Source organism: Nitratireductor sp. XY-223 (assembly GCF_004959855.1).
GTDB lineage: Bacteria > Pseudomonadota > Alphaproteobacteria > Rhizobiales > Rhizobiaceae > Hoeflea_A.
Genome location: NZ_SPNT01000014.1, coordinates 35,577 through 55,819 on the forward strand (window position 1 = coordinate 35,577; position 20,243 = coordinate 55,819).

At 57.0% G+C, this 20,243-nt stretch carries 17 protein-coding genes and 2 pseudogenes; 3 read left to right on the forward strand and 16 right to left on the reverse strand.

Translation table 11 applies throughout. The features are described 5' to 3' along the window. Positions 1 to 170: 170 nt before the first annotated feature. From E4M07_RS25835 to E4M07_RS25845, 3 genes are all read right to left on the reverse strand, one after another. On the reverse strand, positions 171 to 2,264 hold the full coding sequence (locus E4M07_RS25835; RefSeq protein WP_136661311.1) for an MFS transporter: 2,094 nt from the start codon (positions 2,262 to 2,264) through the stop codon (positions 171 to 173). Positions 2,265 to 2,315: 51 nt separating this feature from the next. Continuing rightward, positions 2,316 to 3,419, reverse strand: coding sequence for an ATP-binding protein (locus tag E4M07_RS25840; protein WP_136661312.1), 1,104 nt, complete (start codon positions 3,417 to 3,419; stop codon positions 2,316 to 2,318). A gap of 185 nt (positions 3,420 to 3,604) precedes the next feature. Next, a complete protein-coding gene (locus tag E4M07_RS25845; RefSeq protein ID WP_136661313.1) occupies positions 3,605 to 4,945 on the reverse strand; it encodes an ammonium transporter in 1,341 nt (446 codons plus the stop codon). A gap of 131 nt (positions 4,946 to 5,076) precedes the next feature. On the opposite strand from E4M07_RS25845, the pseudogene E4M07_RS25850 reads away from it, so the two are divergent. Next, positions 5,077 to 5,393, forward strand: a pseudogene (locus tag E4M07_RS25850) (transposase); the annotation flags it as partial. Here E4M07_RS25850 and E4M07_RS29925 read toward each other — a convergent pair. The 3 genes from E4M07_RS29925 to E4M07_RS25865 all read right to left on the reverse strand — a co-directional run bounded on the left by E4M07_RS29925 (position 5,380) and on the right by E4M07_RS25865 (position 7,988). Continuing rightward, positions 5,380 to 5,745, reverse strand: a complete 366-nt coding sequence (locus E4M07_RS29925) for a transposase (RefSeq protein WP_281405002.1) — start codon at positions 5,743 to 5,745, stop codon at positions 5,380 to 5,382. The pseudogene E4M07_RS25850 and the gene E4M07_RS29925 sit on opposite strands and share 14 nt — an antisense overlap. A 646-nt stretch (positions 5,746 to 6,391) precedes the next feature. Further along, positions 6,392 to 7,123 carry a redoxin domain-containing protein gene (locus tag E4M07_RS25860; protein ID WP_246660617.1) on the reverse strand — a complete coding sequence of 244 codons (732 nt, stop codon included), beginning with the start codon at positions 7,121 to 7,123 and terminating at the stop codon, positions 6,392 to 6,394. Positions 7,124 to 7,133: 10 nt separating this feature from the next. Then, complete coding sequence (locus E4M07_RS25865) at positions 7,134 to 7,988, reverse strand: LysR family transcriptional regulator (protein ID WP_169054400.1); 855 nt, start codon at positions 7,986 to 7,988, stop codon at positions 7,134 to 7,136. Positions 7,989 to 8,394: 406 nt separating this feature from the next. On the opposite strand from E4M07_RS25865, the gene E4M07_RS25870 reads away from it, so the two are divergent. Next, positions 8,395 to 8,781, forward strand: coding sequence for a hypothetical protein (locus E4M07_RS25870; protein WP_136661316.1), 387 nt, complete (start codon positions 8,395 to 8,397; stop codon positions 8,779 to 8,781). On the opposite strand, the pseudogene E4M07_RS25875 reads toward E4M07_RS25870, so the two are convergent. From E4M07_RS25875 to E4M07_RS25900, 8 genes and pseudogenes are all read right to left on the reverse strand, one after another. Beyond that, positions 8,782 to 9,011 (reverse strand): annotated as a pseudogene (locus tag E4M07_RS25875) (IS21 family transposase); the annotation flags it as partial. 371 nt (positions 9,012 to 9,382) lie between these two features. Further along, complete coding sequence (locus E4M07_RS25880) at positions 9,383 to 10,291, reverse strand: LysR family transcriptional regulator (protein ID WP_136661317.1); 909 nt, start codon at positions 10,289 to 10,291, stop codon at positions 9,383 to 9,385. 355 nt (positions 10,292 to 10,646) lie between these two features. After that, entirely contained in the window at positions 10,647 to 11,168 is a 522-nt protein-coding gene (locus E4M07_RS25885) for an autotransporter domain-containing protein (protein ID WP_169054401.1), read from the reverse strand. Next, positions 11,137 to 11,379, reverse strand: coding sequence for a hypothetical protein (locus E4M07_RS25890; protein ID WP_136661319.1), 243 nt, complete (start codon positions 11,377 to 11,379; stop codon positions 11,137 to 11,139). Before E4M07_RS25890 ends, E4M07_RS25885 begins: the two co-directional genes overlap by 32 nt. Before the next feature lie 559 nt (positions 11,380 to 11,938). Next, the gene (locus E4M07_RS29660) at positions 11,939 to 12,535 is read right to left on the reverse strand and encodes a hypothetical protein (RefSeq protein WP_246660615.1); all 597 of its coding nucleotides are present in this window, start codon (positions 12,533 to 12,535) and stop codon (positions 11,939 to 11,941) included. Positions 12,536 to 12,539: 4 nt separating this feature from the next. After that, the gene (locus E4M07_RS29665) at positions 12,540 to 15,548 is read right to left on the reverse strand and encodes a UvrD-helicase domain-containing protein (RefSeq protein ID WP_348640540.1); all 3,009 of its coding nucleotides are present in this window, start codon (positions 15,546 to 15,548) and stop codon (positions 12,540 to 12,542) included. Continuing rightward, a complete protein-coding gene (locus E4M07_RS29670; protein ID WP_246660616.1) occupies positions 15,452 to 16,969 on the reverse strand; it encodes a DEAD/DEAH box helicase in 1,518 nt (505 codons plus the stop codon). Before E4M07_RS29670 ends, E4M07_RS29665 begins: the two co-directional genes overlap by 97 nt. Before the next feature lie 923 nt (positions 16,970 to 17,892). Continuing rightward, entirely contained in the window at positions 17,893 to 18,471 is a 579-nt protein-coding gene (locus E4M07_RS25900; protein ID WP_136661320.1) for a DoxX family protein, read from the reverse strand. Between the two features lie 646 nt (positions 18,472 to 19,117). Here E4M07_RS25900 and E4M07_RS29930 point away from each other — a divergent pair. Further along, positions 19,118 to 19,246 (forward strand): hypothetical protein, encoded by a 129-nt coding sequence (locus tag E4M07_RS29930; RefSeq protein ID WP_281405003.1) that lies wholly within the window; start codon positions 19,118 to 19,120, stop codon positions 19,244 to 19,246. 17 nt (positions 19,247 to 19,263) lie between these two features. On the opposite strand, the gene E4M07_RS25910 is transcribed toward E4M07_RS29930, so the two are convergent. Together E4M07_RS25910 and E4M07_RS29210 are read right to left on the reverse strand one after the other, a co-directional pair. After that, the gene (locus E4M07_RS25910; protein ID WP_206057402.1) at positions 19,264 to 19,566 is read right to left on the reverse strand and encodes a DUF2282 domain-containing protein; all 303 of its coding nucleotides are present in this window, start codon (positions 19,564 to 19,566) and stop codon (positions 19,264 to 19,266) included. A 408-nt stretch (positions 19,567 to 19,974) separates the two neighbouring features. After that, positions 19,975 to 20,243 (reverse strand): hypothetical protein (locus tag E4M07_RS29210; RefSeq protein ID WP_169054402.1); only part of this gene is annotated, 269 nt, incomplete at its 5' end.

Below are 20,243 nucleotides of genomic sequence, written 5' to 3' on the forward strand. Positions count from 1 at the left end.
CCGTGACTGCCGGATGAACGCCGCAGAGCGAATGCACGCATCCTTATATGTCTACCCCGACGGCATCGTCATGAAGCGGAGCTGGGCCGGTGGGGTTCGCAACGTCTTGGCATGACCGCGGACGGCTACCGGGACATTTTGGGTATCTGCGAGGGGCACATGCACGCAAATCAAGTCTCGACAAGCAAGGCATCAATCGCTTCATTTTCATTCCGGTTACCAAAGGCCAAGAACCAACTCAACCCAATTGCGGCCAATGCGATGGCACCAAGGCCCATCCACATCAATGCCGCAGCAGGCGGGTATATTATGAGCAGCATGCCTGCAACAAGCGGGCCGGCCAGGGAGCCTAGCCGCTCAACGAAACGGTACAAACCCAGCACGGGTCCCATTCCGAATTGGGCAACCTGTGGATCCGCCACCCGGAGAATGAAGCTGACCTGGGTCGGGATGGAAAGGGTTTGACCGAATCCGAACAGAATTGTGCCAAAGAGCAGAACCGTCAATCCTTCGGACCCAAAGACATTCCACACATTTGGAAGAACGAATCCCAAACCAGCCGCCATGCCGCCTGTCGCGACCCAAATGCCAAAGCCCCGCCACCGATCGGCCAGCGGCGCCAGTACAGGCAACAAAAGCAGAATTGCAATTCCGTATGCCATAAGCACGCGGGCGCTTTCTATGGCTGCACCGCCAGTTGAAAAGACTGTCAGCGGAATGAGGAGAAACAGGCCTCCTGTCAGCAAAGCCTTGGCCGGAATTGCAAAACAGACGAGCACCACGACAAAACGCGTATTCGAAAGAACTTCCAGAAACATGTTCCAATGCGAACGCCACCCGTCCATCAACTGATTTCGCGCACCATCGACGGCAAGCCCATCCTTTTCGTTGGGCACCGAATTCGGATCCGTTATATCGGGCGGGAAACGCGGTAATAACAGCACACATAATAATGCGGCGAGTGCGATCACAAACGTTGCGGCTTGGACAACCCGCTCCTCACCGAACCGGTCAGTGACCAACCCACCGACCGCCGGGCCGCAGATTTCTGCAGCAACAATCACCGCAAGGAATATCGAGAATCCGGCAGTCCGCTGTCCGGAATCCGTATGCTGTGCGATATATACCTGCGCTGCCGCATAGACGAGTCCATATCCAAAACCAGTCATCACCCTAAACAAGAAGACCGACGCGAAATCCCCGGCGATGATGTGACCATACATGCCGCAGCCGGCAATGATCGCTCCGCACAAAAATATCCATCTTGGCCCGCGGCGCCGTTCCGAATAGATGGAACCGATTAGAACAGAAAGCAATGACGCCACCATGAAGCCCGACATGAGTATACCGATTAGAAGGTGCTGGTCGCCATCCGGCAACCCGAAATTCTCACCCAGAAACCGTGGAAGTATAGGGCGCATAAGCGCTTCCGAAAGAAAGAACAAAAACAGCGGCAGTCGAATATAGCTGACCGCCGGCATGTGCAATGCGCGCGGCCCTCCCGGTCCGGGAAGACGTCGGTCAGTGGCCGATTTCAAAGAAGCCGAGGCGTGAGTCATTATGCCGTTGATTTGCCGGATTATACCACGTCTGCTGCCTTGCAATATAAACCGCAGGTCCCGGTCTCGCAGGCGGGCGGTCAAGAAGTCGATCGCCCATATCGGGCGGATAATATAAGCTGCGAAAATCAGGATCAATATTTCGACGATCAACAGAATAAGCGCAATCGTCACAACAGCAGTATCGATCCACAAGTCCCTCTTTAAAGCCCCCAATTTTTCGACATTGATCCCGGCGTGCAAAAAACCTTCAAGTCGATTCCCATTGCAAAGGGGAAACTTGGTTACCAATAAGTCTTTGGCGCTTTGGTCGATCTTTGTAGAGCCTCCAGTGACACACCAATCCGGGGCCGGACTGGGTGAAAGAAGCGCACCGCGCACCGCAGCATTATCTCCTGCAGACATGTGCAGTATGGTGCCGTTCTGATCTGTCAAGGCGAGTAAGCTGAATCCCGGTACAAACGACCTGACTCGATCAAGCACCGGCTCGACCTCCCGAAGCGCATCTATGCCTCCGAAGGCAGAAACGGCCCGACCAATTTGTCTGTGCAAGCTAACGGCTGCGTTTCTGGTTTGCGCCTCAAACTCAGAAATGAGCTTAGGCTCGACTATTCTCACAGAAAGGAAACTGAACAACAACACCGGCACTGCAAGCGTTACCAGTAACAAAATCAATGATATTGGACGAGCGGAATACATCTTCATGTGTCTGGGCGCACGGAGCAATCCAACTGCCGAACCGACCTGTCGATTGGCTTACAGGGAAGCCAATTTACGACCGGTTTCCGCCGCCCGCATCCTAAAATGAAATTGCCCCTCGATCCGACCAAAAAACGGTACTGCCACACCTACCCACAGCAGGACACAGATCAGCGGGTACAGCATCTCTTTGTGCAATTCCAGTCTCCCAGGCAACGCCGCCATGGCCTCCGCGGCACTGTGGGATAACGACAATGTGCCGACCGCCGCCCCGTCATGCATAATGGACGCATGCACGACAAATCGGTCCGGGTCACCAAAGTCGCGCACAAGTTCATTTTGCAGAGGCGGTTTTTCTTGCAGACGGCCAGAATCAGCGGTTGAAAACAATATCGAACCCTCGCTATCGCGAACAGCAAGGTCTATCGGATCTTCGAATTGAGTTGCCGACCGGTCGATCAGCTGTTGTGTTGTACGGATAGATTCAAGGGGCAGCCCGCTCACTAAGCTACTTTCAATCGCGAGCTTCAGTTTACGTATCTCCGGATCATACCGGGCCGCTGAAACCTCAACCAAGACATCTTTAAATTTCCGATAATTCAACTCGGCAGCAGCGATAAGGCCAACCGTCATAACAACCGACAAAATAGTGACAATCCTGAACGTTATCCCTCTGGGTCGCCACCGAAACGCGGTAGCGTTTGCCTTATCACCTCCATCCATCCGCTGTGGTATCGGACCCCGACCGAAAACCACCGTTAGAATGTTGCGACCATCAACACGTTTGTATTCAGCCCCATCCATCATCTTCCTTACCAGCATAAGGCCGAGGCCGCCTATAGGCCGGTCATTTAGCGGTGCATCGACATCGGGCTCTGGAACATCGCCAATCGGATTGAATGGCGGCCCATCAGCCTCCATGATCAATGCCGCACCTTCGGGCTGCGGCAAAAGGCGGAATAAAAGACCATTACTACCCCCTCGGGCACCTCCATAACTTACTTCGTTCAGGAACAGCTCTTCGGCAACAATCAGTATGTGGTTTTCGTGCATTCTGACCGACTCATGTGTTTTGCAGAAAGCTTCGACCCACGCAATAATCTCTGCTAGATTTTCTCTTTCGGGTTCAACCCGAAGATCATGCCATCCCACCATTGTCATCCTTGCCAATCCATGTTCTCGATTATGTGCATTCGAACACAATTAGTACTTCAACATCCCCGTTTATCCGTATTGGTATAAGTATTTGCATCTAATCTCGCTGAATATCGCAAAGCCGACATCAAAGACGGCTCCCGCAAATTTTTCTTCGAACTTCAGCGGGATCAACGCGCCGCCAATAGGCTTTATATTTCTTCGTTCTCCGGTATAGCGACAAACTCCGGATATGCCTCAATTCCGAGTTCCACCACATCCTGACCAAGATCTTCGGCCAGTTCAGAAATCCGCAGCCCGGCCAGCCTGTCCAGCAGCAACCATAATGCTGCAGAAGCAGAAAATACGAAAATCCCGATCACCAGCACGCCAGTGATCTGTATCCACAATTGTCCGCCTGAGGTCAGGCATACCGCCAAAGTTCCCCAAACGCCCGCGAAAAGATGAGCGGGTATTGCGCCTACGACGTCGTCAATCCCAAGTCTTTCGATAAATTTTGACCCCGACACGGCAATCACGCCCCCGACAGCCCCGATCAGTACGGACCACTGAATATCGACAAAATCAGGCCCGGCGGTGATTGACACCAAGCCCGCAATTGCACCGTTCAAAATCGCCATAATGTCCATTCGACCGAGAATGGGTTTTGAAACACAAAGTGCCGCCACCACGCCGGCCGCCGCCGCTATGTTGGTGTTCGCAAAGATATTGCTGATTGTGACAGCGTCGAGCGCTGAATCGAGCGAAAGTTGCGAACCTCCATTGAATCCGAACCAGCCAAACCAAAGAATGAATATGCCCAGAGCCACAATCGGGACATTTGACGGCGGCATCGGCTTTATCGTGCCTTCCTTGCGAAACCTGCCCCGTCTTGCACCAACTAAAATCGCACCAGATAGCGCCGCCCACCCCCCTGTCGAGTGAACGATTGTCGAACCGGCGAAATCGATGAACCCCAGATTATCAAGCCAGCCCCCTCCCCAAGCCCATGATCCGACCACGGGATAAATTACAGCGGTCAGGAGCAGTACAAAGGCAAAAAAAGGCCACAACTTTATGCGCTCCGCCAGGGTTCCCGAAACGATCGAGGCGGCGGTCGCCACAAAAACCATCTGGAAAAACCAGTCCGACATACTCGAATAGCTGCTGCCCGCAACAACATCAGCACTCGCGCCTTTCACAAGTGCCCGTTCCGCATCGCTAGGCCCGTACGTCAAGGCAAGCGAACCGAACCAGCCTCCCGGCTCAACGCCCACATACATGATGTTGTAACCAATAATGTAGTAAGCCAGACCAGCTATAGAATACAAACCAATATTCTTGAGGCAAATTGTGGAGGCGTTTTTTGTCCGCACACAGCCGGATTCCAGCATGGTGAAACCCGCGCACATCCACATTACCAAAGCACCCCAAATCAAAAACCCGAATGTGTTGAGGACAAAGGCCGACTCGCCCTCCAATCCAGCATGGGCAGGACAAATCAACCCAAACAGAAATGAGAATGAGAAATTTATTAAAACCGCGAAGTTCATAATCCTAGAATGCTATGGTTTTAGTTACATGATACCTATTGTATCAATAGATCGACGGGTTTGTTTCCGATGCGGGAGACGATCCGGCACGCTCCAAGCGGTGGCGTGAAACCCCAAATTGTCGGTCCCAAGTGCGCGAGATCCGCGGCCACCTGGAGGAACTACGGCCTCGATGTTTCGCCGGACCTGATCTCGGCGGTCACCGGCGCCGTTCTGGAGGAGGTGACGCAGTGGCAAAACCCGGCCGCCCGATGTTTGCTATCCGCTGGTCTTCATCGACGCGGTCCGGGTCAAGATCCGCGACGAAGGCTTCGTTCGCAACAAGGCGGTCCACATCGCGCTGGCCATACGGCCCGACGGCACCAGTGAGATCCTCGGCATCCAGATCGAGCGGACGGAAAGCGCCAGGTTCTGGCTGCGTGTCATGAACGAGTTCAATAACCGCGGTGTTGGCGCCACTCTCTCGGTGGCCTTTTCCAATCTTCGGCCGCCTGGTTCAACACCAGATATAGCAGCTTCATGGCCGCGCCGTCACTGGATAAGTGTCCTCTTGTTCGCACAGCGCGCCGTATTTTTGAATTCAGGGCCTCGATGGCGTTGGTCGTTGTAGATGATCCAGCGCACGCTCTAACGATATGTTGGAACGCGCCTGGCGCATTCACACGAAAAAACTGTAATTCAGGAACGATTGTCAAGCAGCGCGCTCGTGACACATCCTTCCGTGCTGCCCTGCAAGTACGCACATCCTGGCTATTAAAACACGCTCTTGCTCCAGTAAGAAATATACTTTTATTAGGCATCACCGAATTTAGGGTGAGGTCATATATTTACTATGTTTGAGGTAATATTGAGGAGACAAATCGGATGTATTATTGATGGCTTAAGAATTCGTCCGTACGCAACAATGGAGACACCAGAAGGAAAAATTCAACTCTCCAGAAAGAAATTTTGCAATACTATAGACCGCTTCGAACTGATTGCGTCCCAAGCTCATGATTTGGCTCAGCGAAGCGAGTCGAGAATAATATTATATCGCCATACCGGTTATTTGGATCTGTCTTTTTTGGATGAGTTGGAAAACGGAGTGGTGCGAATAACGAGAACTACAAAGGTTTTTGAGATTTTTATGAGGCGAATACACTTGTCATCACACTCTGGCAGACAACAAATAAGAATGACGGACAGCAATATTGCTAATGCTAAAATATCTCTTGAGCGGAATTTCGAAACTCTATTAAAATTTCGCAATGCTTTGCAAGCATGATGGCGACGGTGAATTGCGGCGTTTGCGATACATCGAGGCAGCCAGTCAGATGATTCGGCTAGGGTTTAGGAGATGATCAGAATTCCGAATTGGAAAGTCCATCTCATCAGAAGCTTACACTTGCCCGCTTGAATAAGCTCAAGCTGCATTTGTTAGAAAATGAATGACTATAAACTATTTTATTACTTGTTTTTTAAGTATTCAATTATTTTTTCTGCAGACATTCTGTCGCGGAAATCAGAACTTATATGGCAGGCGTCAACGATTCCGTGTCTACTAACTATGTAAGTAGCGGGAGCTGTCACAATGAAACTTTCAACATCATTAGCCGTGTTTTCGTGGCGAGTGACGGGATAACTCAATCGACAAAATGGTTTTGCCAGACGAACCGCCAATCCCAACAACAAAGCATATCCGTTGTATACATCTGTCAAGATCGGAAACGTTAAATTTAGACGATCCGCCAATTGCCTCGCTGCCCAGCGGTTCATTGAAGAAATAGCCACCACGCTGGCTCCACCTGCCTTTATTTCCATGTGGTATTCGCACAGATTAGCCAACTCGATTTCGCAGAATGTGCACCAATGTCCATTGTTGAATGTTATTATCAATGGACCCTCAGAAGTTAAATCCTCCATCTCAACAAGCGACCCATTTTCATCAGGAAGAAGAAAAGGCGGCATAACTTGATTTTGACCAATTGCATATTTATTAAGATTTGCTGCTTTTAATTGATCTAATAAACTACGATACGCTTCTGCTTCTTTCGGCATTTTGTTGCAAATTCTCTCATAATTCCTAGCAAGTTTTTCCTCGAGAGAGGAATGGTTTGTAATGTTATTTTCCATTTTAACTCCACCTTTGATAAGCAAATATTTAGCGTACAGGGCATTTGTTGGGTGAAAAAATGTCACTTTTGTCAATCTAATTTTCCGAACACAGCAGCCCTGTAAGCGCTGCGGCTGCGACGGTTCGCTTTCGTCCGGCGACCGAATAGAGGCATACGTTTCTTTTCAACCCGGCATCCTTGATTGCAATCATGCGAAATCCGTAGCCGGTGCCAACACTCCTGGGGATGAGACTCGCACCCAGACCGACCTTGATGAGCGGAAGCAAATCACCATCTTGCCTTATCAATTGAACCTGCTGAAGAGTAATGCCCATTGCGTCGAATAAATCAACAAAATCTGAATAACTTTCACAATAGGGCCTGATCATGATTGGAATATCGCAAAGCTGCGATAGTTCGATGGATTCCTGGGTGGCGTATGGGTGGCATTCGCTAACAGCCAAAACGAACTCCTCATCGAACAGGGACCAGCTGTCCAGGCGATCCCAGTCCTCACCCAAAGGTCCTGCTATGGCCAGTTCAGCCTCACCGTGTTTCAGAAATTCGATGATGTCCACAGCAGTCCCTCTGAAGTACTCGATTTCCACCTTCGGCAGCACCCGGTTCAACTCCTTTAGATGGTCCGCAAGCAAATCCATGGCGATCGTATGAGAGATCGCCAGCCTCAGAGCCGTGTACTCGCCACGGCGGTGTTTGACGGCCAAAGCTTCTGCGTCAAGTGCACTTGCATAACACTGTTTCAAAAGTGGCAGCATCGAGCGGCCGAGCTCAGTCAGGTGCGTGTGCGTGCGCTCACGATAAAAAAGCTCACCGCCCAATTCCTCTTCAAGCTTCTTGATCGCTCGTGTCAAGGAAGGCTGCCGCACCCGGCATCGCTCCGCGGCACGCGTGAAATTCAAAGTATCGGCAACGGCAAGAAAATACCGCACACAATGCATCTCCATCAGTCGAAAACCTCTGAGAAAATTTTGTCCGAGCGCGAATCTGCGCCGCGTTCGTTTTTGGTCGAACTTGCTATTTTCCCAAGTAAAATCAAATAAATAAAAATTTACTTTTTGACAATTTAAAATGAACCCGCCTACAAATTCCAGCGGCTAGATGAAAATTTGCGATGCTTAGATAGATTCAGATCAATACGCCAAGTGTTTATATTTTAACCAAATTTTCATTCATTGAAAAAGTAATTTTTCAATTTAAAACATAACGCGCGTGTAAAAAAAATACACATACTGTTGATGACCAAACTCGGATGCCCTGCTGAAATAGCTGACCCGGAGGCCATCACACTAGGCGGCTTGCAGTTCCGCCAGCGTGTTGTTTCCCTTTCGATCAGGAATGACACAGAGCTTGTTTTCCCGTTGCGTCTGGTGTGTCTTGCGGGTCCTTTGCGGCGTTGGCCTATGGTTTCGGCTCGCCTTTGCGGGTCTCGCCGGGCGGTCCGCACGGACTAACCTGCTGGAATGGCTGTTCGTCGAAGAGCGCCGGCGCCTGAAGATCATCCCCAACGCCCGGGGCGAAAAACCGGTGCTCAAACTGATGTTCGCCGCCATGAAACGCGCTGCCGAGCGCTGGAAGGCAATCCGGATAACCGAATTCGAGCGCCGCCAGATGGCCGCCGTCAGGGCCGAGCTCGACAAGGAGTACGAGGCTCAGATCGGCCTCGGCAGACCCACCTCAAAGGAAAAGCACTCCGAAAAAATATCCAGCACTTCTCGGACTTGACCGGCCAGGCCTATGCACTTGCCGAAAATGACCTCCTGTTCCTCGCCATGGATTGCACGCCAGGCGCGGATACGCCGCTCCAGCGTGCGGCGCACGCCCACGTCCAGCTCCGGGTGCCGCCGCATCATCTCCTCGAAGACGGCCACGGGGCGGATGCCGGGCGCCGCCTTGAGCAGAGGAACAATCTCGTCGTCGAAAATGCCGGCGAGAGGATCGGGCCGCCGGCTGCCCGCGCGTTGTCGCTGCTGAGCTCGGCCAGAGGATGTCCGGCCCGGTATGCACGATCTCGATCAGGAAGTTCATATGGAGCGCCAACTTGCCGAACCGGCCGGCGGGACGACCTTGCGGTTTGACAGAAACGTCCCCTCGCGAGCGGTGATCCGACACAATCCGTACTGCCGTCGACGCGCCCGGCCGGCTGCGCGGCAGGCGTGTTCCGCCGCCACATAACCAACAATACACTCTCGAAGATCCAATGAATACGGCTTGCCCATAACGCACACCTCCTCATGGGGAAGTGAATCAGACAAACGCAAACTGGGGAATCCCTCAAACGCAATTCGTGTCATGCTGCGGTCAGTCGGGAAGGGTGGCGATTTTCCTAATTTGCCATCTCTTCCCAGTTTTCCGAACACAGCAGCCCTGTAAGCGCTGCGGCTGCGACGGTTCGCTTTCGTCCGGCGACCGAATAGAGGCATACGTTTCTTTTCAACCCGGCATCCTTGATTGCAATCATGCGAAATCCGTAGCCGGTGCCAACACTCCTGGGGATGAGACTCGCACCCAGACCGACCTTGATGAGCGGAAGCAAATCACCATCTTGCCTTATCAATTGAACCTGCTGAAGAGTAATGCCCATTGCGTCGAATAAATCAACAAAATCTGAATAACTTTCACAATAGGGCCTGATCATGATTGGAATATCGCAAAGCTGCGATAGTTCGATGGATTCCTGGGTGGCGTATGGGTGGCATTCGCTAACAGCCAAAACGAACTCCTCATCGAACAGGGACCAGCTGTCCAGGCGATCCCAGTCCTCACCCAAAGGTCCTGCTATGGCCAGTTCAGCCTCACCGTGTTTCAGAAATTCGATGATGTCCACAGCAGTCCCTCTGAAGTACTCGATTTCCACCTTCGGCAGCACCCGGTTCAACTCCTTTAGATGGTCCGCAAGCAAATCCATGGCGATCGTATGAGAGATCGCCAGCCTCAGAGCCGTGTACTCGCCACGGCGGTGTTTGACGGCCAAAGCTTCTGCGTCAAGTGCACTTGCATAACACTGTTTCAAAAGTGGCAGCATCGAGCGGCCGAGCTCAGTCAGGTGCGTGTGCGTGCGCTCACGATAAAAAAGCTCACCGCCCAATTCCTCTTCAAGCTTCTTGATCGCTCGTGTCAAGGAAGGCTGCCGCACCCGGCATCGCTCCGCGGCACGCGTGAAATTCAAAGTATCGGCAACGGCAAGAAAATACCGCACACAATGCATCTCCATCAGTCGAAAACCTCTGAGCATCGCCAATTCCAAATTAGGCGACTAGACGTCTGTGAATGCAACGGTTTCATAGCTTAAGCAACTCATATTGGGCTATCGTTTTAATAGAGAATGCGGCTATCCAGGTGGCGTTGATCAGCCCCTTGCGATCGGTTCAGTTTGATCGGTGTATGAGCGCCAAGTTCTCAGAAGCGACCAAATAAGGAACCGCACTTTGGGACTTTGATGACGAACCGGTACCGCCAGGCCCATTGCAATCGGATCTGCTCCTGCTCGATCTCTTCAGGATGGCGGAATCGTCGGGTGCTTCGGTACGAAGAACGCGCCGACAGGCATCGCGGGAAAGGGTTCGCGCCGGAGCCGGTCTGCCCTTTTTTCAAAGTCCCATTTTGACGCCCGCGGTTGCCTGCCATTTATCGAGGCTTCCATTGAAGGCACCGCGATAGTCGCCTTCGGCCCAAAGGCCCATGGTGCGCAAGGGGTTTTGCCACTGCACGCCGCCACCGAGCACATAGAAGCTGTCCGAAAGGCCCGGCGAAAGCGCCGTTCCGGCAACCGTCGCGATAGGGCTTTCCAGGAACTCGTGCGCCAGGCCGGCCTGTGCGTAGAGCCGCGTGCCCGCCGCCGCGTCCCAGCCGAGGCGCGCGCCCAGGCGGCCCTCGAGACTGTCCGCGTTGCTGGAGGCCGTGTCCAGCCCGGCGCTGTCGCGGTAGCCGGCGATATCGATGCTCTGCCAGGTCAGTTGCGCCTGCGGCGTGAGCGTGAAGCGGTCGGAAAGAACGAACCCCTTGCCGACCTCCCCGGACACCGCCCAGCCGTTGGCATGGGTGCTGCCGAAGGCGCCGTCGGCACCCGTCACGTCCAGATCATAGCGCGGATAGGACGCAACCGCGTCCACACATAAAGGCCGCCATCGCGCCCGCATAGGTCAGCGAAACGCCGCCGCCATAGCCGGTCGTATCGTTCGTGCCGGCGCCAAGGCCCGTCGTCGCGTTGGTCGCATCGGTGTCGATGCGGCCGTAATGTGCGAAGACCGAGCGGGTCAGGCTGCCCGGACCGACCTGCGGGAACACCATGCCGACGCCGCTGCTGACCGTGAACGCGGACACGGCCTCGATGCCGTCGATGGAGAACGGCCCGCCCCCGGGCCGTCGGTCGTGTCGACGAAAACGGTGACGTCGCCCCGGGTCCTTTCGGCGCCAGTGTTGATGCCTGCGTCGCGCATTCCCGGTCATCTCCTTCGCTCGGGTCTCGTTCGCTCCGCCGCCGCCATCGCGCCGGTGCCGTCATGCTGCCGGTACGCCGGTCTGTCTTGGCACGGCATGACTCAAAGCAGAAAACTCGGCGAAAATCGCTTTCCTCATCGAAACCGATGCTCGGCTTCTCGGGCGCCTTGTCGTTGTCGTGGTCGCAGGGCTTGATGGTGGTGGCCTTTACGTTGAGGGCGAGGGTTTTGATCGTGCCGGCATAGATGCCGTTGTCGTATCTCCTGAGAGTAGTCCGAAGCCGCGAGATGAGAGGCCGCATGGGGCTTCGCCGCAGTGTCGGCACAGAACGACACGGATAGTCAAAACCCGTCGGCATGACCGGCGTCACAGGCGGCGGGCAATCCTCCGCCACCATGATCACGTTCGGCTTTGGCATCGTCGCGTGGATTGCCCCGTCGGCTCATGGCCCCGGAGACCCAGCTTCTGACGGTATTTGTTCATCCGGCTCGAACACGAGTTCCGGCACAACCGCTTCCCAGGTGTCGCATTTCATCGAGTCGCGATACTTCAAATCCGATATCTCACGGCTCCAGCGGACAACGGCAAAAACTTCGGCCGAGCGGCAGCGTTGCCCTTGAGGCGGCTTGAAGCCATTTGCCAACCGCCCGACCATCCTGCCGGCCCGGTCCAGCAACTGCCAGCGCCCGCTATCCGATATGCGCACCTTCAACGGATCGCCTGGCGACAACGCGGCAATGGCGCCATGCACGGAATCTCGCGCTTTGCAACGGCCGGCAAAACCCAGATCCACGTCCTGAAGACTGGCCCGGACATGACGATATCCGAGCGAGACTGAGTTGGGCGGAAGCTCCACCGGCTTGCGGTACACCACCGAAGAATTGCCGATTAACGCGTCCTGCAGCCCGTAAGGCCGCTGGAAGCGCGCCAGCGTCAGGGTCCGCCGGGCGCGCGTCATGGCCACATAGTATAGCCGGCGCGGTGCGTCTGCATCCTCGTCCTGTCCGAAACGGTCCCAGCCGCCGTCCAGCACGGCCACATGATCAAACTCCAGCCCCTTGGCCCGATGTGCGGTCAACAGCAGGAGGCCGTGCTGGCGGCGGCGTATGTCCCGGCCCCATTTCCGCCAGCCATTCGATAAAATGATCGATGGGAATTTCCCCGCCACCCCTCTCCAGGGCGTGTTCCTCGATGGCCTGCCGCAGCAGGTCATGCCAGGGATCGGACGGGCAGGTCTCAATCCAACCACGCAGCACCGCATCGTCAACAAGGCGCGGCTCCAATCCGCGCAACCAATCGACGAATGCCCGGGTCTCACGCAAACGCCAAAAGCCCGGTATCTCCTCGTTTCCCATTTGCACTGGAATTTCATTCATCTCGCAGAACGCGCGCACCGGAACCAGATATTTCCACTCGCGCGCGATCACTGCGCAACGTGACCAGTCCCAGTCCGGGTCAAGCGCGGCGATACGCTGCAACTCCGTCATCACGGATTGCGCCTGCGCAACCGGATCGCCCCCAGTGGGTAGGATTTGCACTCGTCCGCACGAAACCGGGTCCAGCTTTTCCCATGCGCCGCCCGGTGGGTTCCCGGTCCGTGCCCAGTTGACGCGGATAGGATGCTCTGCCTTCATCCGCTCGCGGGCCGGTGCAATCATCGCATTGGCTGCCGCAATGATGTGGCCCGTGGATCGGTAGTTTGCCGTCAAATAGACGGGACTGGGCCCGTAATCCGCCTTGAAGCGGCGGATGAAATCCACCGAAGCGCCGGTGAAGGCATACACGTTCTGATCATCGTCGCCGACCGCGAAAAGCGTCAGCTTGCTGGCGTCGCCCTCCAGCGTTCGCCCCGCCAGGGCCGATATCAAGGCGTATTGTTCAGGACCGATATCCTGGTATTCATCCACCAGGATCCAGCGGAACCCGGCCAGCAGGCGCTCGCGGCGCTCGTCTGCATCCTCCGGCGGCAGCCCCTCTCCATGCAGCAAATCAGCGGCACGGCGGAGCACTTCCCGGAACATCTCGTCATCAGGACGTTCGGCCAGGCCGGTAAAGCTGGCTCCGGCCAGGCGCATCGCCAATGCATGGCAGGTAAGTACGGTCACACCGCGGGCATCATCGCCAATCAACTCCGTAAGCCGGCGACGGATATCGATCGCCGCATGGCGGTTGTAGGTCAGGGCCAGGATGCCGCGGGCGCTTTCACGCCTGGCACGTATCAGATAGGCGATGCGATGAACCAGCACGCGCGTCTTGCCGGAGCCGGGACCTGCGAGCACCAATACGTTCTTCTGCTCCCGGCTGTCGGCCACGATCCGCTGCTGAACCGGATTTTTCAGGCTTTCGACGATAACCCGCCAGGACTCGAGTGTCGTCTCGCGGCCGATCTCCCTGTCCCGGTCGGGAAGCCAGCGCGCAAGAAATTCCTGCTCCTTCAAGGTGAAATAGTCCATGGCAAGTCGCAATGCCTCGCGCATGGCCTCGAGGCCACACTCGGCGAACGCCATCATTACATGAACCTGCAGCACCTGTCCTTTGTAATGCAAGGCAAGGGGCGCGAAGTCCGCGCTGGAGAACCCGCGCCGTTCCAGCTGTGCCAGGCGGATAGCCATGGCTGGCCGGAACACGGTCAGACCCTTGTTCAGGCGGATCACTTCCTGCTCGTGCAGCCACAAAAGCGCGCGATCGAGCAGCTTATCCGGGTTTCGAACCCTGCTCTTCAGAACCATATCGGCCTCGATCGCCTGCAATAGCTTGCCAAGCGTGGTTTCGGCCAATAAATCCGTACCTCGGCTGCCGGACGGCAGGCACGCAAGGAGATGCTCCAGCAGGCGCTCAGCCGCCTCACGCCGGATCGTGGCGGTCTCCTCCAGCGCCTCCCATTCGCGTTGCAGCGTCACCTGCACCGTCTCCGCATCGCGCTTTCGAACCGTCAGGCAAGCGGCGGAACCATCCTCGCCCCGACCGTCATAGGAAATGCCGCGAATGATGCGCCACAGCCGTTCCGGCAGAGGATCGCTCAGCCCCCGATCCCGAAGGGCCTGTGCAGCAATGCGCAGATGCAGTAAGACGTCTTTCCCCTGCCCAGATCCGGTGCTGCCTCGCAGATGCGCGATCAGGGCGGTCTCCAAAGCTGCCGCTTCCCTGAGGCGCTTGAGGGAGGCCCGTTCCACGCCGGCATGGACTAATGCGGCCAGAACCGTGTCGTTGTTGGCAATTCCCAGCCGCTCAAGATCGTACAATGCCGCCCGCACGCGCTTGGGGCTTAACCCTGAAATCTCCATCAGTTCGTCGGTGCTGACGCCTTCGTCCGCATCGGCTTCGATCAGCGCTTCGGCGATACGAAGCAGCTGACTACGATAAGAATCGGCGATCCGTGCTTTGGCAAGTCGCATTTCGGCCTGTGCAATCGAGCTTACCCGGAGCGAGGACGGAAATATCTGAACGACATTTTCCTTCCGGGTCAAAAGCTGCGCCTCCTCCAGCCAGGCAACAGCAGTGCGCACGCGCGTATCGTCAGTGGCGGAATCCCGCTCAAAGGCCTTGTCTTCGTCCTCGCCGAGGATTTCGCCTGCCGTAGCGATCACCTCGCCACCCAGGCGCTTCTTCCGATCCATTTTCCGCAACGCTCGCAGGATGCCCTGTATCTCCACCCGGCTCAGCCGCGAACGAGCCGACATACCGAACTGTCGCTCCACGTCATCCGCCGCATAAAGCAGCACGCAACGTGCCGGTTCACGATCCCTTCCCGCGCGGCCGGCCTCTTGCAGATAATTCTCCAGCGAGCCCGGGATATTGGCGTGGACGACCAGCCGCACATCCGGCTTGTCGATTCCCATTCCGAAAGCGTTGGTTGCGGCGATCGCCCGCAGTTCGCAGACGATGAACCGCCGTTGCACGTCCTTCTTGGTCTCCGGCGGCAGGCCTGCATGGTAATGGGCAACGGCCCAATCCTTCAATTGCAGAAACTCGGCGACCTCTTCGCTTTGCCGGCGTGTCGCGCAATAGACGATGGCCCGCCTGCCACGTCCGTCGGCAGATATGACGTCAATATCTGATGAATATGCGCGAACTTCTCGCCGATCGAGGTCGGGATGACCTCGAATGACAGATTAGTCCGCTCTGCACCACCGGGGAAGACGGTCAGCGCGATGCCGAGCCTGTCCTGGAAATGCAGCACGATATCCTCCCTCACGTCCGGCTTCGCGGTCGCGGTCAGGCACAGCACCGGGGGTATTGGTCCGTTGCCCGCCTTCTCGCGGATGAAGCGGCCCATATAGCGGTAGTCGGGACGGAAATCATGTCCCCAGCGTGACAGGCAATGCGCCTCGTCCAACACCCAGCTGCCGATCTCCCGCTGGTCGAGCGCCCGGCGGAGGGAACGGGCGCGGAGCTGCTCAGGCGAGATGAGGAGGATACCCGCATCCCCCAGCCGGACCCGGTTCAGCGCATCCGCGCGCTCGGGCATCGACAACAGCCCGTTGATGGTCACGCAGGAGCCGATCCCGCGGGCTTCCATCCCCGCTACCTGATCGGCCATCAGCGCCACCAGTGGCGAAATCACCACCGTGAGCGCGCCGGTCTTGTCATAGCGCGACAGTGCCGGAATCTGATAGCAGAGCGACTTGCCGGTCCCCGTGGGCAGGATTCCCAGGACGTGTTTTCCCGCCATCGCCGCCTCGACGATGGCCCGTTGCAGCGGATATCCCTCCTCGTCGGCCGGCTCCGGCCGAAAGTCTAAGAAACCGAACCAGCGCTTCAGTTCTTTACGCGCATCGTGCCGCTCCCCGCACCAGATGCAGGCAGGATCGTTACAGGCGGTATCTCTGAGTTGCTGCACCAGGCGCCCGGCTTCCGGGAATTTGTGGCGGACCCAGGGCGGCATGACCGAGTTGCCGCCCGCCACGGACAGCCAGGCCAGCGCATAGGCCAGCGCCCAGCCCATTTCGCCCGCTTCTGCCCCAATTGCGTGCGCCTGGGTCATACAGGCGTCACCGTCCAGCCGTCGGCCGATCTCGGTCCGGGCTTCGGCGTCCGAAGGACGGCGTGCGTTGCGGAGTTCCATAAAGAAACCATCAAGCGCGCGATCGGCGCCATCGGGTTGCGCGACGCACAACCAGTGCAAGATCAAAAGCAAATCCGGCGGAGCCCTTAGCAGCGCGCGCCGCTGATCGACAAAGACGCCCAGGGCCAGGCCTGCGTCGCGTTCCGGGTCGTTGATCTGCGCGCGCTTGAGGCCACCGTCCTGATAATGCTTGACGAGATGGTGATAGGGATTGCGGGGAAAGGCGAGCGGGCTGAGACGCAGGGTGTCCACAACTGGCAACTTCAATAGACGAAGATCCGGCTTCGCTGCAGCAAGATGCGGAAGGTCGAAGTCAATCAGATTGTGGCCGAGAATGAAAGTTGCACCGTCGGCGAAATCGTCAAGCTTCGCCAGCGCTGTCCTAAGGCTACCACCTTGGTAATTCAAGCTTCCGGCCGGTATCCCCGCGCACCGCATCGAAGGCATGGATACGGCAGTCTTTCTTGCTGACTTCGAGGTCGATCGACAGGCAGTTGGGCCGGAAAACTTCGGCCTGCTCCGATAATGCAGCGCCGGTCTGGGCGGGCCAGTACAGCCCGGCCCCCGATCCTGACGACGACGAATGAACAGGACTCCCCGCCATCTATCGAACGCCGTATATGTCGATACTTTCAAGCCAAATTTCGATTAGTTCCGTTTCTTCCTTGATCAGGTGCTGTTGGTATAGGCCAAAGGCGATTGCGCATGTTATCTCCAGAGAACTGAACGATTGGCTTCTGTCTTCAACGGCTATGACGGCATTCCACTTTTCAACGCCAATCAGAGTCCTGCTGACCGGGCACCGAAAGGTTTCACCTTTGGCAGTTCACAGGGGCTATTGAATGAATGCAGCACCCTCGAATATGGATTGGTGGGGATCTTGCCCCTAATCGGTGGCAACTGCGGCAACCTTCCGGCCTTTACACCCGTCGGGGCGTATGATTTGCTGATCGCCGGGCAGGCGGCGGCGCGTTCCATGACGTTGTTCATGTCGTTTTCCCCAAGATGCCGGCCCGGACAGCGGCGGCGACGCCGGCTAGCCCCTCCGGCGGGCCGGGCCCCGGATGCCGGCGACGGCGGCGCCGTTCGCGTCACGGGAAGTGTACCCCCCCCCCGGAATGTGGCTATGGAATGAATAGGCAAAAGCGCGAGGCCGCCCGCCGGGCGCAATCCGCCAGCAGACCGGCCGCAACACCGCAGACACCCACGCCAGACCCGGGCCGGACCCACTTACCGGCTTTGACAGCAGCAACACCCAAGGATTGTATCATGAGCGTTTCAGGTTCATCGGGCGCGAAGACATGCGCGCCCTTGTTATGGATGACACCAGGCTAGGCCGGTGGCTGACCCGCGGCCCGCCCTTGCCACCAGCGCGACAGGAAGGAGTCAAGAGAGACCATTCCCGGTCCCCTGATCGCCACATAGACCAATGGCAAACACCAGAACAGGCGCTGGTCAAGGATATCGCCGGGGCGGCCGTTGAAGAGCGTGCCGAGATCGACGCCATGTTCCGTCCCATCGACATGGGTCTGGACGATGATGAAGACGATCATGCCGACCGCGCCGACGCGGGCAAAAAGCCCCAGAATGAACAGCACCGGCAGAATGATCTCGCCATAAGTGCCGGCATAGACCAAGATATGCACAGGAAGCGGCAGGGCACTGACATGATAGCCGGCGGCCTCGAAAGCCTTGCCGGCGATCTGGATATAGGCGCCGTCCCTGACCTCGAACACGCCGAGCGGTCCGTCCCCGATCTTGGTCTTGGCCGAATTGAGGTAATAGACATAAAGCGTTGCCGCGAAAACGAGCCGCGAGAACAGCCCGAGGAACCAGCCGTCGGTCAGTCTTTCGATCATCCCGAAAACGCCGTCGTGCAAACGGTGGATCAATTCAACCAGCGAAGTCATTTTACTGCCCCTTGTTGTATGGTAAGGCCGGGCCAGGACGGTGAACACGCCAACCTCCAGCATGGCTGCGATCGCTGCAGCCAGGTCAATTTCACCAGATTGCACGACGGCTGCGCCAAGCGTCGCGCCATCGATGAGCGTTTAGAGGAAAACGGCGCCGCCCGGCGGCAATTGTCTACCTCATATCCGCGCCGCGTGATCAACCCGTCCTCCGGGATCGATGCCGGAAAGATGATAGCCCGCCCGGTTAGCCGAGAAAATCGCAACGGCGGCGAAGGCGGAGCACGTGGCAAATGCCGCGGGATGCGCGACAAAGCGGCGCTCAGCAAGGTCATCCCGTGCGATCACACTCAAGCGCCGCCGGGTCGGGCACCGGCGCATCGGCTACATGATAGGCGACTAAAGCGTCGGGTGATTAATGTGATACATAGCCAGCGTCTTTGGGTAATCCCAGCATTCGTCGGGCTGGAAGAGGCCACAGATGTCGCCAACGGCACGCCACAGCGCGGTGCGCGCCCTTTGTCTCTCAGAAAGTTGCGGCGGATTTCGGTGAGCGCCTGGTGAGGTGCGCCGCCGTCGCCCATGATGTTTTCGGCATGAACTCCAGGCAAACGGTCCAGTAGTCGCTCTGCAGGACGGTGTCGACATGGACCGTCCTTATTCCGGCGCAGGCGGCCATCGGCGGCAGCGACCGGACGCGGCTTCGGATGTGATGATGGCCTCCCGCTTCGACGGGCAGTCCAACCGCACGGCGGTGCCGCGCGGCTGGCATTGAAAAGGAAAGGTTCCGACTTATGTCGGCAGGTCGCGGTCAAGCGGCTCAAGGGAACCCATGCGGCCGCCCGGAAGTTCCATGGTCGTGCAGGTGCCGTCTGCAACCAGCGTCCAGGCGTTGCCCTGGTAGTCAACCGTGGACGTGCCGGCGCAGGTGGTGCCGGGGCCGGCAGCGCAGTCGTTCTGGCCGGCAAGCGAAACGCCGTAGCACTTTTCCTTGGCGGATGCCGTGCCGGTGGCGGCAACAAGCGCTGCACCAGTCAGGGTCATGACGACTGCTCCGGCAACAGCGGTTGCACTGACAATTGTTTTTTTGGACATGGTAATCTCCTCGGGGTTTAAAACTCAGGTGGGAAATTCGTCTTCCAGGATCGCGTCAGTGTGAACGCCGCAGGGTCCGGATCACTGTTCCCCGGCTTGGCAAAGCGCTTTCGACAGGGACGGACGACGGACGCGCACGCCCCTGTGCGCTCATTCGCCCAGCAGCGCTTCGCGAGTTTCGCAACGCCGACATCCAAGGCCCTTTATGCAGGGCGCGTCTTGCGTTGCCGTGCGTGCGCGTGCGGCCGCCGGCCGTTTCCTGTGGTGATTGCTTCATCATGATACTGACTTTCCTTGTCGTCTGGGTCGTCTGGGTCGTCTGGGTTGAAGAATGCCGGGCGGCGGCGTCGCCGCCCGGAAGTGCCTGGCGATTGCGGGCCCGGTGCTCGACAGGGCGCCGCGCCGCCTTTAGAAATTGCGCTGCAGACGCAACAGGCCCGTCGTCGCGTCGCCGCCGGCATAGCCCGCGGTTGGGCCCACGGCGGCATTGCTCTTGCCGAACCTGGTGTGGCGAACCTCGCCGCGCACCTCGACATTGGCGACCGGGTTCCACACGAGCACGCCCTCGACCGCCCAGGAGCTGATGCCCGAGCCCGCATCGCCGAGCTTCATGTTGCCCGCAACCGGCATCGCGTAGTAGCCGGACGAGTACTGGCCGCCGACCGAGCCCTTGAAGC

Coding starts and splice junctions, on each gene's coding strand:
- E4M07_RS25835 (WP_136661311.1), bottom strand. CDS start 2,264: ATGAAGATGTATTCCGCTCGTCCAATATCATTGATTTTGTTACTGGTA.
- E4M07_RS25840 (WP_136661312.1), bottom strand. CDS start 3,419: ATGACAATGGTGGGATGGCATGATCTTCGGGTTGAACCCGAAAGAGAA.
- E4M07_RS25845 (WP_136661313.1), bottom strand. CDS start 4,945: ATGAACTTCGCGGTTTTAATAAATTTCTCATTCTCATTTCTGTTTGGG.
- E4M07_RS29925 (WP_281405002.1), bottom strand. CDS start 5,745: ATGCCTAATAAAAGTATATTTCTTACTGGAGCAAGAGCGTGTTTTAAT.
- E4M07_RS25870 (WP_136661316.1), top strand. CDS start 8,395: ATGACACAGAGCTTGTTTTCCCGTTGCGTCTGGTGTGTCTTGCGGGTC.
- E4M07_RS25880 (WP_136661317.1), bottom strand. CDS start 10,291: ATGCTCAGAGGTTTTCGACTGATGGAGATGCATTGTGTGCGGTATTTT.
- E4M07_RS25900 (WP_136661320.1), bottom strand. CDS start 18,471: ATGACTTCGCTGGTTGAATTGATCCACCGTTTGCACGACGGCGTTTTC.
- E4M07_RS29930 (WP_281405003.1), top strand. CDS start 19,118: ATGGACCGTCCTTATTCCGGCGCAGGCGGCCATCGGCGGCAGCGACCG.
- E4M07_RS25910 (WP_206057402.1), bottom strand. CDS start 19,566: ATGTCCAAAAAAACAATTGTCAGTGCAACCGCTGTTGCCGGAGCAGTC.